12 protein-coding genes are annotated in these 16,555 nt (G+C 64.3%); 7 read left to right on the top strand and 5 right to left on the bottom strand.

Annotated features, from left to right (window positions below; translation table 11 throughout):
* Positions 1-212: 212 nt before the first annotated feature.
* Complete coding sequence (locus ACN9MB_RS14405; RefSeq protein WP_204634436.1) at positions 213-575, top strand: helix-turn-helix transcriptional regulator; 363 nt, start codon at positions 213-215, stop codon at positions 573-575.
* The gene (locus tag ACN9MB_RS14400; protein WP_204634437.1) at positions 575-1,492 is read left to right on the top strand and encodes a sensor domain-containing protein; all 918 of its coding nucleotides are present in this window, start codon (positions 575-577) and stop codon (positions 1,490-1,492) included. The genes ACN9MB_RS14405 and ACN9MB_RS14400 overlap by 1 nt, the downstream gene beginning before the upstream one ends.
* A gap of 3 nt (positions 1,493-1,495) precedes the next feature.
* Here the strand turns inward: ACN9MB_RS14400 and ACN9MB_RS14395 are convergent, their stop codons facing one another.
* The 3 genes from ACN9MB_RS14395 to ACN9MB_RS14385 all read right to left on the bottom strand — a co-directional run bounded on the left by ACN9MB_RS14395 (position 1,496) and on the right by ACN9MB_RS14385 (position 4,815).
* Positions 1,496-2,698, bottom strand: coding sequence for a DUF1501 domain-containing protein (locus ACN9MB_RS14395; RefSeq protein ID WP_426269361.1), 1,203 nt, complete (start codon positions 2,696-2,698; stop codon positions 1,496-1,498).
* 7 nt (positions 2,699-2,705) lie between these two features.
* A complete protein-coding gene (locus ACN9MB_RS14390; protein ID WP_426269360.1) occupies positions 2,706-4,247 on the bottom strand; it encodes a DUF1800 domain-containing protein in 1,542 nt (513 codons plus the stop codon).
* Between the two features lie 280 nt (positions 4,248-4,527).
* Positions 4,528-4,815 (bottom strand): hypothetical protein, encoded by a 288-nt coding sequence (locus ACN9MB_RS14385; protein ID WP_204634440.1) that lies wholly within the window; start codon positions 4,813-4,815, stop codon positions 4,528-4,530.
* Positions 4,816-4,921: 106 nt separating this feature from the next.
* Between ACN9MB_RS14385 and ACN9MB_RS14380 the strand changes: the two genes are divergently transcribed.
* Complete coding sequence (locus tag ACN9MB_RS14380) at positions 4,922-5,530, top strand: methyltransferase (protein ID WP_204634441.1); 609 nt, start codon at positions 4,922-4,924, stop codon at positions 5,528-5,530.
* Positions 5,531-5,882: 352 nt separating this feature from the next.
* Here the strand turns inward: ACN9MB_RS14380 and typA are convergent, their stop codons facing one another.
* Entirely contained in the window at positions 5,883-7,733 is a 1,851-nt protein-coding gene (typA, locus tag ACN9MB_RS14375; protein ID WP_426269359.1) for a translational GTPase TypA, read from the bottom strand.
* 395 nt (positions 7,734-8,128) lie between these two features.
* Complete coding sequence (locus ACN9MB_RS14370) at positions 8,129-9,526, bottom strand: GntP family permease (protein WP_426269358.1); 1,398 nt, start codon at positions 9,524-9,526, stop codon at positions 8,129-8,131.
* Positions 9,527-9,705: 179 nt separating this feature from the next.
* Between ACN9MB_RS14370 and ACN9MB_RS14365 the strand changes: the two genes are divergently transcribed.
* The 4 genes from ACN9MB_RS14365 (at position 9,706) to ACN9MB_RS14350 (ending at position 16,468) form a co-directional block, all read left to right on the top strand.
* Positions 9,706-11,934, top strand: a complete 2,229-nt coding sequence (locus ACN9MB_RS14365; RefSeq protein WP_426269357.1) for a TonB-dependent receptor — start codon at positions 9,706-9,708, stop codon at positions 11,932-11,934.
* Positions 11,935-11,950: 16 nt separating this feature from the next.
* Positions 11,951-12,973: an extracellular catalytic domain type 2 short-chain-length polyhydroxyalkanoate depolymerase gene (locus ACN9MB_RS14360; RefSeq protein WP_426269356.1), complete on the top strand. Its 1,023-nt coding sequence runs from the start codon at positions 11,951-11,953 to the stop codon at positions 12,971-12,973.
* 193 nt (positions 12,974-13,166) lie between these two features.
* Positions 13,167-14,189, top strand: coding sequence for a hypothetical protein (locus ACN9MB_RS14355; RefSeq protein ID WP_426269355.1), 1,023 nt, complete (start codon positions 13,167-13,169; stop codon positions 14,187-14,189).
* Positions 14,186-16,468 (top strand): hybrid sensor histidine kinase/response regulator, encoded by a 2,283-nt coding sequence (locus tag ACN9MB_RS14350; RefSeq protein WP_426269354.1) that lies wholly within the window; start codon positions 14,186-14,188, stop codon positions 16,466-16,468. The genes ACN9MB_RS14355 and ACN9MB_RS14350 overlap by 4 nt, the downstream gene beginning before the upstream one ends.
* Positions 16,469-16,555 lie beyond the last annotated feature (87 nt).

Raw genomic sequence — 16,555 nt, 5'->3', positions numbered from 1 at the left:
CTTTGGCCTGCCGCAATCGATCCCTCAATTGCCCAAGCTCCTGTGTGTCTCTTGGCCAGCTGAGGCCGCTGACACCAATGTTTGTAGAACCGGCACGTACATTGGTGTCATGCCCACAAGGACCGAGATGCCCCCCATGACTTCATACCCATGCACTACTGTGAACTTCACACTATTGTTCACTCCAAGATGAGTAGCAGTGCGGGTGGGCCGTGGAAGACAACAGCAGCCATCTGAAGAAATTCCAGAAGGAGCTGTCGGCGGGCACCGTGTCGTTGGTGCTGCTGGCGGTGCTGGGGCAGACGCGGCAGCCGATGTACGGCTACCAGATCGCCAAGCGCCTGGAAGAGGTGGGCGAGGGCGTGCTTGCGGGCAAGCAGAGTGCGCTATACCCCGTGCTGCGCAATCTCGAAGGGGCAGGTTTGTTGGCGAGCGAGGTGGAGCCCTCTGTCAGTGGGCCGCCGCGGCGCTATTACCGCATCACGAAGCAAGGGCGCGAGGTGTTGCGCGACTGGGTGAACGCCTGGTCGGCCACGCGCGATTCCGTCGATGGCGTTTTGCAAGGAGGGGTGTAATGAACGCACCACGCACGATTGCCGAATATCTGAATCAACTGCGCGCTGCGCTCAAGGGCGCGGACCGTGCGTTGATCCAGGACGCACTGTACGACGCGGAAGAACATTTGCGGGCCGAACTGGCCGACAACCCGCAGCGCAGCGAAGCCGACATGCTCGCGCATGTGGTCAGCACGTATGGCGCACCGGAAGAAGTGGCGGATATCTACCGCGACCAGGAGATCAAGATCCAGCGCGCGTTGCGTCCGCCGCCGATGCCGCGTCGCCGCTCGGTGCTAGGACGCTTCTTTGGCGTAGCCGCCGATTCCCATACCTGGGGCGCGCTGTTCTACATGATCCTGGCGCTGGCCACGGGCATCTTCTATTTCACCTGGGCGGTGACCGGTATTTCGCTGTCGCTGGGTCTGTCGGTGCTGATCATCGGCGTGCCGTTCGCCATTCTTTTCCTGGGCACCGTGCGTGCGTTGTCGCTGATCGAAGGGCGCATCGTCGAAACCATGCTCGGCGTACGCATGCCGCGCCGGCCGCCGTATCCGTCCAATGGAGGCAAGTCGTTCTGGCAGCGCGTGGGTGCGATCTTCACTGATGGACGTACCTGGACCACGATCTTCTACATGATGTTGATGCTGCCCTTGGGCATCATCTATTTCACGCTGACCATCACGTTCCTGAGCATCTCGCTGGCCTTCATCGGCACGCCGATCCTCAAGGCGCTGAGCGCGTACGATGTGATCTATCTGCAATGCGGCATCCCGCACTGGCTGTGCGACAACAACTATTGGCCGTTGGCCGTGCTGACCTGTATCGCTGGCGTGTTCCTGTTGTTTGCCACGCTGCACATGGTGCGCGGCCTGGGCAAGCTGCATGGTGCCATCGCCAAGGGCTTGTTGGTGCGCAGTGTGAGCGAGGCGGCCTGAGGTTCAGACCAGTTGCAGATCCTTGGCGTGCGCGCCGGGAAAGACCAGCTGTGACTGGCTATTGGACAAGCCCCACATGCGTCCCGTCAGCCCGGCCAGCACGTCGCGGTAGTTGTTGAGTACCGGATAGTCGCGGTTCTGCAGCAGGCTTTGCGCGTTCACGGCAAGTTGCTGGCCCGCGATGCGTCCGCCATTCACTTTGCCGCCCAGCACCCAATACACCGTGCCGTGGCCGTGATCGGTACCCTTGTTGCCGTTCTCGCGGAAGGTGCGGCCGAATTCGGAAACGACCACTACCACCGTGTTGTTCCACTCGTCGCCCAGGGCATCGGCGTAGGCCGCCAAGCCCTTGCCGAGATTGGCGAGGTTGTTGGCCAGCTGGCCGGTGGTGTTGCCTTGATTGACGTGCGTATCCCAGCCGCCCACGTCCACGAAGCCGAGGCGATACTGGTCGCGCATCATGGTGGCGATGCGCTGGGTTTCATCGGCAAAGTTCTTCGCGTTCGGGGCGCCGCGATTGGCCTTCACCATCTCCTCCTGCAGTTCCTTGGAAACGGTCTGGCGCAGCTCCAGGCCGTCGGCCGCTGCGGAAGCCAGCGTGGTATTGCGATACATGCCGGCGAGAATGCCCGCCTGCCGATCGTCGTACACCGGCTTGGGATTGCCGCGCAGTGAGATATTGGGAATGTCGCGGCCGCTGCCCTGGAACGACAGTGGCAGCGCGTCGGTAAAGGCGATGGAGGGCACGCTGCTCATCTGTCCGGACAGCCGCGCCATGAATCCCGAACGATAGTTGCTGCGCTGCTCCGAGGGTGCGCCCGATTCGATGTTGTCCTGCGTTTCGAAATGGCTGCGCGACATATCGTCGGTCCCGGCAAACGGGATGAAGGCCAGCTGGCGTTTCTGCCACAACGGATAGATGGAATCGCGCAACACGGGGTTGAGCCCCCAGTTGCCGTCCAGCGCGATGGCGCTATTGGCGTTGCCCGGATCGGGCTTGGCGATGGCCAGGGTGGGGCGCGATTCGTAGTAGAAATCGCTGCTGTAGGGGACCAGAAGATTGTTGCAGTCGTAGCCGCCGCGCAGGAAGACCAAGAGGAAACGCGGGCTATTCGCCGGTTGGGCAAACAGCTTGCCGGAGAACGACAGGGCCGGAGCCGCAACGGCGGCGGTGGCGGCAGCGAGCAGGAATTCGCGGCGTTTCATGGCTACCTCAGCGGTAATTGAAGTCGGGTGAGGAGAGCAGGAAGGTGTTCCATTCCTGCTGCGTCGTGGCCTTGGCGAGTGCGTCGCGCGTGGGTGCGCTGAGCTTGGGCTCGAAGGTGTCGTAGTAGAGGCGCGTGGTGAGCAGGGGGAAGTCGCCGCCGCTCTTGGGCTGGCCTTCGGGCGTCAGCAAGCGGTTGTTGCCGGAGCCGATCGCGCCGGCGATCTCGAAGCGTTTGGCCATCTGCCCGGAACTCGACCAGCCGGTGCTGTCGAGTGGCCAGCCATCCGGCGTCAGGCGGCCGAACACCGGTTCGCCCAGCTGGTTGAGCCAGTTGAGCAGCGGCTTGGCATTAGCGATGGGCTTGCCGTCGTAAGCCATGCGCACCGAGGACACCACGAACTCCATGGGGTCCTTGAACTTCTTGCCGTAGCTGGCGGCCAGTTCCTTGGAATCGAACATCGTACGCAGCACTTCGGCGATGTCGCCATCGGTACGCTGGAACGTGTGCGCCATCTTCGCCACCAGTTCGGGCGAGGGATGGTCGGAGACGAAGTACTCGGCGATCTTCTTCGAGACGAACTGCGCGCAGGCCGGCTGCTTGGTGATCAAGTCCACCGCCTGGCTGATTTCATCGAAGCCGCTGCCTTTGATGGTGTGGCCTAACAACACCTTGTCGCTGAAGTCGTGGCGCTTGGGATTGAACTCGAACATGCCGTTGCGCACGACCATCTCGGCCACGCGCGGACGCATGACGCCGGGATCGCGCAGCGGCGCCACGCCAGCACCGGTGAGAACCAGCGCCAACTGCTGCACATCCTGCTGCGTGTAGCCCGAACCCACGCCCAGCGTGTGCAGTTCCATCAACTCGCGGGCATAGTTTTCGTTGATGTGGCCCTTGGCGTTCTGCGCGTTGTCCAGGAATTCCATCATGGCCGGGCTTTCCAGCGTGGCCATCACCAGATCGCGGAACTTGCCCAGCGCGTGCGGACGAATCGTGTTCTGCACGTAGTCGGCGGCCACCCAGCGCACGCGCCCCTTGGCGCCGTAGACGCTGAAGTGGTTGAGCCAGAACCACACCATCTGTTCCTTCAGTTGGTTGGGCCCGTAGATGGCGTGCAGCATCTCGATCTGTTGCGCCTGCTGCAGCAGGTCGTTGGCGTGTTGCTGCTGGGCTTTTTTGGCGGCGGTCTTGTCGTCGCCATCGGGCATGTTCTTGATCTTCTCCTGCTCATCGCGCAGGTTGGTCAGCAATTGCTCGGTGGGCGTATTGCCCGCCTCGTAGGAGTTGACCAGGGCAGCGATGGGCGCGGGCAGCTCGTCGCTGATGCGCCCATCCAGTTGGCGGTCGAGCAGATGCGAGCGGCCCAGGTCGCGATACAGGGCGACGGTGGCGCTGTCGAGTTCGAAGCTGTCCCGGCGCAGCCAATCCACGTCGTCCGGCGAGAGCGTGCGGGCATCGCGCGCTGCTGCTGAGCCGGAGGCCAGCACCAGCAACATGCTGCATGCCGCCATCCAGGGACGAAGACCGAGGTACGAGGTATCACGCATGCGTCAGGGTTCCTGATGACGAAGGTGTCGACGGTAGGCATGGGAACGCGGTGCAGGGTGCGAGGGATTACGAACAGGCGACCGGTGGCGCGATTTTGTTCGGCGCGGATTCATGCGCTGCGGCCGTTTGTTGGATTTTCGTCATGCTCACGAAAGCCCGGCATCGACCGTCGCCGTCGGCAGCATGGTCGATGCTTCACTCCTGCGGTGCTGTGATGCGCTGCGGATTTCGTCCCGCAGGTCTTTGGCGGCAGGCGTTCGGGAGGCGTCGACGCGGGTTTCAGAACTCGTCGACAAACTCGACGACGGCGCCGAGCAGGGAAGCTTCCACTTCGGTGACGGCTCGCACGGCATCGCCATGCAATCGATCGGAGGCAAGCACCTCGATCATGAAGAGTTCGCTGCCATTGTCATCGGTCAGTTCGTTGGAACTGGAATCGTCACGCGCGTACGCGGTTTCATCGTCGAGCTCTTCGACGCGCTCGATGCCGTCGATGCCATGAAGGACGGTGAGCAAGGTGTCGGCATCTTCCCGACTGCCGGTCATGCGGATGCGGATGGTGGTCATGGGGGCGGCTCCTGCTTCCTGCGTGCCTATGCTGCGAGAATCGATGTACAGGCCAGGTGAGAGCCAGGGCTACGTTACTATTCATGCCTACGCCGGAGACCCGCCTGTGCCCAAGATTTACGACCGCGCTTATTTCGACAAGTGGTATCGCCATCCGGACCATACGGTGGCCTCGCCCGCCGAGTTGCGCCGCAAGATCGCCATGGTCATCGCCCAGGCGGAGTACTACCTCGGCCGACCTGTGCGCTCGGTGCTCGACGTGGGCTGTGGCGAGGGCGTGTGGCGTGCGCCCTTGCTCAAGTTGCGGCCCGGCTTGCTGTATCAGGGCATCGATGCGAGCGAGTACGCGGTGGCGCGTTACGGCCGCGCACGGAACATCGGCCTGGCCAGCTTCGGACAGCTGGAATACCTGCGCTTCGACCAGCGTTTCGACGTGATCGTTTGTACCGACGTATTGCACTACCTCAAGCCCGCCGAGATCCGCGCCGGCCTCGGTGGCATCAGCGACATGCTGGAAGGCGTGGCGTTCCTTGAAGTGTTCACCAGCAAGGATGGCGTGGATGGCGACATGGACGGATTCCATTCGCGTGCGCCGTCCTGGTATCTGAAGGCGTTCAACGAAGCGGGGCTGATGCCGTGCGGGTCGCATTGCTATCTGGGGCCGCGGCTGGAGCGGCGCGTGGCGGCGTTGGAGCGGGCGCAGTCCGCCGTTTGAAAACGCCCCTCCTGTGGGAGCGCACCCTGTGCGCGACAAACCTACAGAGCGAAACCTCCAGACGTGGCCTGTCGCGCACAGGGTGCGCTCCCACAGTGATTGCAGCCATGAGTTGCTGCAGTCCGCTCATAAAAGAAGGCCGCCTTTGGGCGGCCTTTTCGCAACCCGTTTCTAGTTACCTTGTGGGAGCGCACTTGTGCGCGACAAGCCTACGTAGCGATAACGCTGCAGTTCACCCGTCGCGCAAGTGCACTCCCACAGGGTTGCCGGGTTCGGCCATGAGCCACCGCACCTCACGACGCAAAAAGGCCGCCTTTCGGCGGCCTTTTCGTTACCCAACGCGATCCGAAGATCAAGCCACGCCGCGCGAAGCCTTCTTGCGGTCGTTTTCCGTCAGGTGCTTCTTGCGCATGCGGATTTCCTTCGGGGTGACTTCGACCAACTCGTCGTCGTCGATGAAGTCCAGCGCCTGTTCCAGCGAGAACTTGGTCGCCGGGGTGAGCTGGATCGCATCGTCCTTGCCGGAGGCGCGCATGTTGGTCAGCGGCTTGGGCTTGATGGCGTTGACGGTGAGGTCGTTGTCCTTGGCGTGAATGCCGATCAGCTGGCCTTCGTACACCGAGTCGCCTTCGGCGGCGAACAGCTTGCCGCGATCCTGCAGCGGTCCAAGCGAGTAGGCCGGGGTGGTGCCGCCGGCGTTGGCGATCATCACGCCGTTGAGGCGCTTGGCGATGGCCACCGGGGTGTACGGACCGTAATGGTCGAACACGTGGAACAGCAGGCCCGAACCCTGGGTCAGGGTCTTGAACTGGTTCTGGAAGCCGATCAGGCCACGGGCCGGGATCAGGTACTCGAGGCGCACGCGGCCCTTGCCATCCGACACCATGTTCTTCAGGTCACCCTTGCGGATGCCCAGGCGCTCCATCACGCCGCCCTGGTGCTGCTCTTCGATGTCGACCACCAGCTGTTCGATCGGCTCCATCTTCTGGCCGTCGATTTCCTTGATGATCACTTCCGGACGCGACACGGCCAGCTCGTAGCCTTCGCGACGCATGTTTTCGATCAGCACCGACAGATGCAGTTCGCCACGACCCGAGACCAGGAACTTGTCGGCGTCCGAACCGTCTTCCACGCGCAGGGCCACGTTGTGCACCTTCTCGCGGTCCAGGCGCTCACGCAGCTGGCGGCTGGTGAGGAACTTGCCGCCCGACAGATCCTTGTTGCCGACGAACGGCGAGTTGTTGACCTGGAAGGTCATGCTGATCATCGGCTCGTCGACGCTCAGCGCCGGCAGCGCTTCGGGTACTTCGAGCGAGGTGACGGTATCGGAAATGGTCAGCTCGGAGATGCCCGAGATGGCCACGATATCGCCGGCTTCGGCCGAATCCTGCTCGATGCGCTCGAGGCCGAGGAAGCCGAGCACCTGGCCGATCTTGCCCTGGCGCTTCTTGCCTTCACGGTCGATCACGGCGACCGACATGCCCTTCTTCAGGGTGCCGCGCTGGATGCGTCCGATGCCGATGACGCCGACGAAGTTGTTGTAGTCGAGCTGGCTGATGCGCATCTGGAAGGCGCCGTCCGGATCGACGTCCGGTTTGGGCGCGTGCTGCATGATCGCCTCGTACAGCGGGGTCATGTCGCCTTCGCGGGCGTTCTCGTCCAGCGAGGCATAACCGTTCAGCGCCGAGGCGTAGACGATCGGGAATTCCATCTGCTCGTCGGTGGCGCCGAGCTTCTCGAACAGATCCCATACCTGTTCAACGACCCACTCCGGACGGGCGCCCGGACGGTCGACCTTGTTGACCACCACGATCGGCTTGAAGCCCATGGCGAACGCCTTCTGGGTCACGAAGCGCGTCTGCGGCATCGGGCCGTCCATCGCGTCGACCAGGATCAGCACGGTGTCCACCATCGACAGCACGCGCTCCACCTCGCCGCCGAAGTCGGCATGGCCTGGGGTGTCGACGATGTTGATGCGGTTCTTGGCGCCGGTCTTCTTGTTTTCCCAGGTGATGGCCGTGTTCTTGGCCAGGATCGTGATGCCACGCTCCTTTTCCTGGTCGTTGCTGTCCATCACGCGCTCGGCGAGCACGGTGCGCTCATTGAGCGTGCCGGACTGCTTGAGCAGCTGGTCGACGAGCGTGGTCTTGCCATGGTCGACGTGGGCGACGATGGCGATATTGCGCAGATTTTCGATGGACATGAGGTCGGCTCGGGCGGGATGAAGCCGCCGCGTGAGGTTTCGGTAGGGATAACCCGCCAATTATACGGGGTTATGTGACCGCTTGCTTGAAAAGTCTTAGTAAATTCGTTCAGGCAAAGAAAGCGGCCCGCCGAGGCAGGCTGGCGGGCCGAAGGGGAGAGGCTTTGGAGGGAGGGGCCGGTCCGGCTTGGCGTCGGTTCAAGATCCCGGCGGGACGCCCATTCCCCTCACCGTCATTCCGGCGCAGGCCGGAATCCAGGGGCGTCGGTTCGTGGTTTTCGCCGTCCCTTCCAGAGCGTGGGGGCATCGCGACAACTCCCTGTGGCCGCCACTGGATTCCGGCCTGCGCCGGAATGACGGTGAGGGGTAGATGGTTCGGGGAGCCATCGGGACCGCTAGACCAGACCGGTCAGCGAGTAGATCAGAATCACCACGAACACGGCCGCCGTCTTGATCAGGGTGATGGCGAAAATGTCCCGGTAGGACTGGCGATGGGTGAGCCCCGTCACGGCCAGCAGGGTGATCACGGCGCCGTTGTGGGGCAGGGTGTCCATGCCGCCGGAGGCCATGGCGGCTACGCGATGGAGCACCTCCATCGGGATGCCGGCCGCCTGCGCGTTATGGATGAAGGTCTCGGCCATGGCGGCCAGGGCGATGCTCATGCCGCCCGAGGCCGAGCCGGTGATGCCGGCCAGCGCGGTGACGGTCACGGCCTCGTTCACCAGCGGCTGCGGAATGGCATGCAGCGCGTTGGCGATCAGCCGGAACCCGGGCAGGGCGGCGATGACCGCGCCAAAGCCGTATTCGGAGGCCGTGTTCATCGACGCCAGCAACGCCCCGCCCACGGCGGCCTTGCTGCCCTCGGCAAAGCGCCGGGTCACCGGGCGCCAGGCGCAGGCGAGCACGCAAAGGATGCCCACCAGCAGCGCGCCTTCCACCGCCCAGATGGCGGCGATCTTCGCAATTTCCTGCACCACCGGCTTGGCCTCGCCGATCACCGCGGGCACGAAGCTGTGGCTGCTGCCATAGAGGCGGGGAATCGCATCGCCCAGCAGCTTGTTCAACACGCCGACCAGCACCAGCGGCAGCAGCGCGATCAGCGGATGGGTGAGCTTGCCGCCCTCGAAAGCCACCGGCTCGTTGACTAGCTCGGTGCCGTAGCCCTCGCCCGATGCCAGCGCCTTGCGCCGGCGCGATTCCAGGTAAAGCAGCCCCACGATCAGGATGAATACCGCGCCCAAGGTGCCCAGCCACGGCGCCGCCCAGGTATTGGTGCCGAAGAACGAGGTGGGAATGATGTTCTGGATCTGCGGCGTGCCCGGCAGCGAATCCATGGTGAAAGTGAACGCGCCCAGCGCGATGGTGCCGGGGATGAGCCGCTTGGGGATATTCGACTGGCGGAACAACTCGGCCGCGAACGGATACACCGCAAACACCACCACGAACAGCGACACGCCGCCGTAGGTGAGCAAGGCGCAGACGATCACGATGGACAGCATCGCGCGGCTGCGGCCGACCAGGCCGATGGTGGCGGCAACGATGGACTGGGAGAACCCCGAGAGTTCGATCACCTTGCCAAACAGCGCGCCCAGCATGAACACCGGGAAATAGAGCTTGAGGAAGCCGACCATCTTGTCCATGAACAGGCCGGTGAAGATCGGTGCCACCAGCGACGGATCGGTCAGCAGCACCGCGCCCAGTGCCGCCACCGGTGCAAACAGGATCACGCTGTAGCCGCGATACGCCGCCAACATCAGAAAACCCAGCGCGGCCAGCACGATCAGAAATGCCATCGTCGATTCCCCGGACGCTCGCGATGAGCATCGTCGTGGCACGAGTATCCGGAGCCTTGCCGGCCGGCGGCACTGTACGAAGGTACAAGTGTGAGGCGGGTGGGTGCTGCCTAAGCTCCATCGCATTCGGCATCCTGGTGTCCATGGGATGCGTCAAAGCGAGGGGAGCTGGGGAGCTTATGAAACGCACGCATCTGAGTCTGGCGATCGGTCTGGTGGTGGGGCTGTCCTGTGTTGCCATGGCGCATGCCGAGGACGCGCCGCAAGACAACGCAGCGCCGGCGACCACGGCTAAAACCTCCGACGCCAAACAGCTCGAAGGCATCAAGGTCACCGCGCGCAAACGCGAGGAAACACTGCAGGACGTGCCCATCGCCGTCAGTGCGTTCACCGCGCAGACCCTGTTCAACCAGAACGTGCAGAACCTGGCCGACCTGCAGGGCAAGGTGCCTTCGCTGCAGATCTACGCAGCGCGCGGCTCCAACACCACGCTTACCGCGTATATCCGCGGCGTCGGCCAAGCCGATCCCACCTGGGGTTTCGATCCGGCGGTCGGCATCTATCTCGACGACGTCTATATGGCCCGCCCGCAGGGCACCGTGCTGGATGTGTTCGACACCAATCGCATCGAAGTGCTGCGCGGTCCGCAAGGCAGCCTGTATGGCAAGAACACCATCGGCGGTGCGATCAAGTACGTCTCCAATCCGCTGCCCACGCAGACCACGGGCTCGGTGGAAGGCACCGTGGGTACGCACGGCGAAAAGGACATCAAGGCCAGCCTGGGTGGCGCCACCTCCGATGGCGTGTGGCGTGGGCGCATTGCCTATGCCAGCGAGCACAACGACGGCTACGGCACGAACCTGCTCACCGATAGCCGCAACGGCAACAAGAACAGCAACGCGGCGCGTGCGTCGCTGGGCTTCTTCCCGTCGTCCGATTTCAATGCGCAGCTGTCGGTGGATGGCCTGCGCGACAATTCCAATCCGCGTGGCGCCAAGATGCTCACGCCCAACTCGTTCGATCCGGGCTATGCGCCGCTGTCGAGCGACTACGACACGCGCAGCGGCATGGCCCAGCTCAACAACACCACGCTGTGGGGCACGTCGCTGACGATGAACTGGATCGTCAGCCAGGACTGGACGCTCAAATCCATCACCGCGTATCGCGGTTCGTCCACCGACACCAATATCGATTTCGACACGCTGCCGGAAAAGATCGCCGACGTGAACGCGGTCTACAAAGACCACCAGTTCACCCAGGAGCTGCAGGCCAACTACGACAACGGCGGCTCGATCCACGGCGTGTTCGGCCTGTTCTACTTCGACGGCACCGCCAAGGGCTACATCCACAACATCTTCCTGGGCTCGCCGCCGTATTACCCGCTGTTCTCGCAGTACGGCGGCACCGGTGGCGACATCGGCACCAAGAGTTACGCCGGCTACGGCGACTTCACGTGGGACATCAGCCCGCAGTGGAGCCTGGATCTCGGCCTGCGCTACACCAGCGAGAAGAAGTCGGCGGTCATCCAGAACTACGGCTACTCGGATGCCACGTTCACCACGCCCACGTCGACACTGGCCGACTTCACCGGCGCGCACACTTCGCACAACGTGTCGCCCAAGCTCTCGCTCGATTACAGCCTGACCGATCAGGTGAAGCTGTACGCCAGCTACAGCCAGGGCTTCCACTCGGGCGGCTACAACATCCGCGCGAACTGCTCGGCGATTCCCACCTCGTGCCGCCCGATCGCCGACGAGAAGGTCACCTCGTACGAGCTGGGCAGCAAGATGTCGTTCTTCGACGACACGCTGATGATGAACACGGCGTTCTTCCACAATATCTACTCGGATATTCAGCTCTCCGTATTCACTTCGTACACGCTGCCCAACGGCACGCAGGGCTTCTTCGGCGACTTCACCAATGCCGGCAAGGGCCATATCGATGGCTGGGAAGAAGAGTTCGCCTGGACGCCGGTGGAAAACTGGACGCTGAGCGGCAACTGGGCCTATCTGCATACCAAGTACACCGACTTCGAAAGCGGCGGCGTCAACATCGCCGACACGCAGCGCTTCACCAATGCGCCGAAATGGTCGGGCGGCCTGAACCTGGAGCACACCATTCCGCTGAGCAATGGCGGCAGCGTCAGCGGGCGCATCAACTACACCTATCAAACGAGCGTGTATCCGGAGACCACGCTGTCGCCGCTGATCATGCAGCCGTCCTACGGCCTGTGGAACGCAGGCATCGTGTGGCGCATCGATCAGCCGTGGACATTGAGCCTGCAGGGCAGCAACCTGGCCAACAAGTCGTATCGCACTACCGGCTACAACATTGCCGCGCTGGGCATCGTCACGGGCTACTACGGCGCGCCGCGCATGGTTACGCTCACCGCCAAGTACACGTTCTGATTCCCAGGAGATGCGCATGCGACGCTTGACCGGCTTGATCTGTGGGGTGTTTCTGCTGTCCGGCGTTGCCTGCGCGGGCGATGCGCCGCCGTTGCCGACGCTGAAGATCAACCCGGCGAAAGTGGCGGTGGCCGGCCTGTCGTCCGGTGCATACATGGCCGCGCAGCTGCAGATGGCGTATCCCGAGTGGTTTGCATCGGCTGCGCTGGTGGCAGGCGGTCCATTCGGCTGTGCAGCGGGGCGCTTGGATCTGGCGCTCAGCACCTGCATGAAGGGCGTGCCGGCACCCGATCCGGCCGCGCTGGCGGCGAAGGCGGAGCAGCGTGCTGCCGCCGGTGAGATCGGTGCGCTGAAGGATCTCGCGCACGGACGCGTCTATCTGCTGCACGGCAAGGACGACGCCTTGGTCGCTCCCGCCGTGGCCGAAGCCGGTGCACGCTTCTACGAGCAATTGCGCGATGGCGTGCCCGCGCTGAAGTCGTTGCAGGTCAAGGACGATGGACAGCGCGCCTTTGCACACAACCTGCCGGTGGCGGCAACCGGCGACGATTGCGACAAGTCGGTGTCGCCGTATCTGGGTCATTGCGGTTTCGACGCGGCGGGGGAAATCTTCCAGCAGATGTTCGGCAAGCCGGCCGCAGCTGCATCGGCCGCCAAGGGTGAGCTGCGCCAATTCGATCAAGACGCCTACCGTCCTGGCGCAGCCGATGCGTTCCTCGCTTCGACCGGCTACGTGTACCTGCCGCCCGATTGCATCGCCGGCAAACGCTGCGGCCTGCTGGTGGCGTTCCACGGCTGCAAGCAGAACGCCGACGCCGTGGGCGAGGCGTTCGTGAAGGATGCCGGCTTCAACCGCTGGGCCGACGTGTACGACGTGGTCGTCCTGTATCCTCAAACCCGCGCGAGCACCGCGCCCATGAATCCGCAGGCATGCTGGGACTGGTGGGGATACTCCGGGGACAACTACGACAGCCGCCAGGGCGTGCAATTGCGCTGGCTGGTCGATGCCGTCAAAGCCTTGGGCTTGCCCGCGCACTAACTCCCTCTCCCCTCGGGGGAGAGGGCTGGGGTGAGTCCCGAAAAGGGGATAAAGGGTGGGTGCTCGCGGGAACGCTCCAACGGGCGAGCTTCTTAATGAAGTACAGAATCGCCAGTATGGTTGATGTCCTGAGTCCAGATTCCCCCCTCACCCCAACCCTCTCCCCGCAGCGGAAAGGGAGTGAAGGGCGCGCGTGCTGACCGCCAGCACCATCGCCGTTGCCGCGCTCGTCTGGCTCGGCCTGCTCTTCGGCGTCGCGCTCATCGGCGAGCGCCGCCCCAACCTGTTCGCACGGCGCTGGTCGGTGGTCTACGCGCTGTCGCTGGCCATCCACTGCACCTCATGGACGTTCTACGGCACCGTCACCCAGGCCAGTCGTTCCGGCTGGTGGCTGCCGCCCACGTTCGTGGGCGCGATCCTCATGTATGTCTTCGCGGTGGTCGTCTTGCGGCGGCTGGTGCAACTGGCGCGCGATTACAACGCCGGTTCGCTGGCCGACCTCATTGCGGTGCGGCTGGGACGGCATACGGGGCTGGCCGCGCTGGTGACGGTGGTGGTGCTGATCGGCATCGTTCCCTACATCGCGCTGCAGCTGAAAGCGGTGGCGATGAGCTATGGCATGTTGAGCCGCGGCCAGTTGTCCGAAACCGATCCCTGGCAGGACAGCGCGCTCTATGTGGCCTTGCTGATGGCGCTGTTCGCGATGCTGTTCGGCACGCGGCGCGCCTCGGCGATGGCGCACAATCGCGGGTTGGTGCTGGCGATGGCATTCGAGTCGTTGTTCAAGCTGGGCGCGATGCTGGCGCTGGGCACCTTGCTGTTGTCGCCCACCAGTCGCCATTTGATCGCCAGTGCGCCCACGCAGCACGACAGCACCGGTTTTCCCGCGCTGATCCTGCTCGGTGCGCTGGCGATGTTCACCTTGCCGCATCAGTTCCACGCCGGCGTAGTGGAATGCCGCGACAGCTCGCATCTGCGCACGGCGCGCTGGTTGTTTCCCTTGTACATGCTGCTGATCTCGCTGCCGATCCTGCCGCTGGCGCGCTTGGGCGATGCATGGTTAGGCCCCGGCGGTGTGCCTTCCGATCTCTACGTGCTGGCGCTGCCGTTGGCGCGCGGACAGCATGGGCTTGCGTTGCTGGCGTTTCTCGGCGGCCTGAGCGCGGCGACCAGCATGGTGGTAGTGGCGACGCTGGCGCTGAGCCTGATGTCGTGAACCACTTCATCGCGCCGCTGCGGGTACGTGCGGGTTGGGGACGCGATGAACGGGGCGATCTACGCGGTGAAGTGATCAACCAGCGACGCGTGGTGATTGTCGCGGTCATCCTGCTGGCGTGGTGCTACAGCCGCGTGCTGGCGCGCAACGATGCGCTGGCCGACATCGGCGCGATCTCGTTCTCGGCACTGGCAGGGCTTGCGCCGGCGTTGCTGGCCGCGGTCTATCGTCCCCAACTCGGGCCGCGCGCCGTGGCTGCCGGGCTCGCGGTGGGCACGCTGGTGTGGCTGTACGTGCTGCTGCCGACGATGGAGCCGCACGGTCCCGCGTGGTGGCACGACGGGCCGTTCGGTATCGCCTGGCTGGGGCCCGATGGCTTGCTGGGGCTCAGCGACTGGAGTCGGCTGGGGCGCGCCGTGATGGCCAACCTCATGGCGAATGTGGCCGTGATGGCCGCCGTCTCCGGTTCGCGCTTTGGCCATGCACCGCGTGCGGTCAACGTCGGCGACATCGGCCTGGCCGAGCTGCGCGCGCTGGCTCTGCGTTTCCTGCCGGGCGAGCGCGTCGCCCATCTGTTCGACGATGCCGCGATGCAGGGCATGGCCGGCAATGCGCGCGTGGCGGCCGTGGAACATGATCTCGCTGCGGTGATCGGCGCGGCATCCGCGCGCCTGTTGCTCGAAGTCGTGCGGCAACATCGCCGCGAGGAACTCGACACGGTCGCCGCGATCGTGGGCGAGGCAGCGCAGGATCTTCGCTTCAACCAGCGCGTGCTCGAGGCCGCGCTGGAGAACATGAGCCAGGGCATCTGCGTGGTGGACGCGGAGCTGCGCCTGGTCGCCTGGAATCGGCGCTACGCCAGCCTGTTCGATTACCCCGCCGAGCTGCTGCAGGTAGGACGACCGGTGGCGGACTTGACGCGCTACAACATCGCGCGGGGCATGATCGGCGCGGTGGCCACGGACGAAGGCGTGCAACGTCGCCTCACGCATATGCGTGCGGGCACGCGGCAGCTGTCCGAGCGGCGTTTTCCCGATGGCACGATGGTGGAGATCCGTGGCAATCCCATGCCGGGCGGTGGCTTCGTGGCGACGTTCACCGATGTCACCGCATTCCGTCAGGCTGAGCAGGCGCTCAAGGCTTCCAACGAAACGCTGGAGCAGCGCGTGGACGAACGCACCCGCGCACTCGTCGAAGCGACAGCCGAAGCGCAACGCGCGAACCAGGCAAAGAGTCGCTTCCTCGCCGCGGTAAGCCATGACCTGATGCAGCCGCTGCACGCCGCGCAGTTGTTTGCGCACACCTTGGCCGAGCGCGGTACCGATGCACCGACCGTGCGCCATCTGCACGGTGCCTTGTCGGCGACCGAAGGTTTGCTGGCCGGCCTGCTCGACATGGCGCGGCTGGAGGCCGGTCGCCTGACCCCGCAGATTCGCGCATTCGCGCTGGCCGAAGTATTCGATCCGTTGGCCGCCGAATTCCACGCCATGGCGAGCGACAAGGGCATCCGCCTGGATGTCATCGCGTCGCATCACTGGGTGCAATCGGACCCGCAACTGTTGCGCCGTGTGCTGCAGAATTTCCTCTCCAACGCGTTGCGTTATGCCGAGCGCGGACGCGTGCTGCTCGGTGTGCGTCGCCGCGGCGACCGGCTGTTGCTGCAGGTGTGGGACAACGGCCCGGGCATCGAGCCGAGCGAACAGCCGTGGATCTTCGACGAGTTCCGTCGCGGCAGCGCCGTGGGCGGGCAGGGGCTTGGGTTGGGCTTGTCGATTGCCCAGCGCATGGCGGCATTGCTCGATCATCCCATCAGCCTGCATTCGTGGCCCGGGCGCGGCAGCGTGTTCGCCCTGTCGGTACCGCTGGCACAAGCGGCGTCGCAGCCGTTGCCTTCCGTCGACGCGCCGCAACCGCTACCCGCCGGGCGCGCACTGGTGCTCGACAATGAGCCCGCGGCGTTGTCGGCGCTGAGCGTGCTGCTGGCAAACTGGGGCTGGCAGGTGCATGCGGCACGCACGCTGGAGCAGGCGCGCACGGCGCCGTGGATGCCGGACCTGCATATCTTCGACTATCACCTCGATGCCGGGCGGACCGGACTCGATGTGTTGCACGAACTCGGCGATGGCGGGCGCGACGTGCCCACGGTGATCCTCACTGCCGACCGCGACGGCGAATTGCGTCAGCGTTTGCTCGATCGCGGCCTGCATGTGTTGTACAAGCCGCTCAAGCCGCTGGCGTTGCGGCAGGTGCTGCAGCGGGTAGCGGTGGCGCGGCAGTAGGCCGCTTGGTGGTGGTGGCTCAGCTTCGTGCGGGCCTGTCGCGCACAAGTGCGCTCCCACAAGAGAGCTGCCATTGCCCCTGTGGGA

Source organism: Dyella kyungheensis (assembly GCF_049913195.1).
Classification (GTDB): domain Bacteria; phylum Pseudomonadota; class Gammaproteobacteria; order Xanthomonadales; family Rhodanobacteraceae; genus Dyella; species Dyella kyungheensis.
The sequence above is the reverse complement of the archived record's forward strand: the minus strand, read 5'-3'. Positions and strand labels throughout refer to the sequence as shown.

Excerpts from the sequence above, each read along its gene's own strand:
- ACN9MB_RS14385 (WP_204634440.1), bottom strand. The coding sequence starts at position 4,815 with ATGACCACCATCCGCATCCGCATGACCGGCAGTCGGGAAGATGCCGAC.
- ACN9MB_RS14365 (WP_426269357.1), top strand. The coding sequence starts at position 9,706 with ATGAAACGCACGCATCTGAGTCTGGCGATCGGTCTGGTGGTGGGGCTG.
- ACN9MB_RS14390 (WP_426269360.1), bottom strand. The coding sequence starts at position 4,247 with ATGCGTGATACCTCGTACCTCGGTCTTCGTCCCTGGATGGCGGCATGC.
- ACN9MB_RS14400 (WP_204634437.1), top strand. The coding sequence starts at position 575 with ATGAACGCACCACGCACGATTGCCGAATATCTGAATCAACTGCGCGCT.
- ACN9MB_RS14370 (WP_426269358.1), bottom strand. The coding sequence starts at position 9,526 with ATGGCATTTCTGATCGTGCTGGCCGCGCTGGGTTTTCTGATGTTGGCG.
- ACN9MB_RS14360 (WP_426269356.1), top strand. The coding sequence starts at position 11,951 with ATGCGACGCTTGACCGGCTTGATCTGTGGGGTGTTTCTGCTGTCCGGC.
- ACN9MB_RS14395 (WP_426269361.1), bottom strand. The coding sequence starts at position 2,698 with ATGAAACGCCGCGAATTCCTGCTCGCTGCCGCCACCGCCGCCGTTGCG.
- typA (WP_426269359.1), bottom strand. The coding sequence starts at position 7,733 with ATGTCCATCGAAAATCTGCGCAATATCGCCATCGTCGCCCACGTCGAC.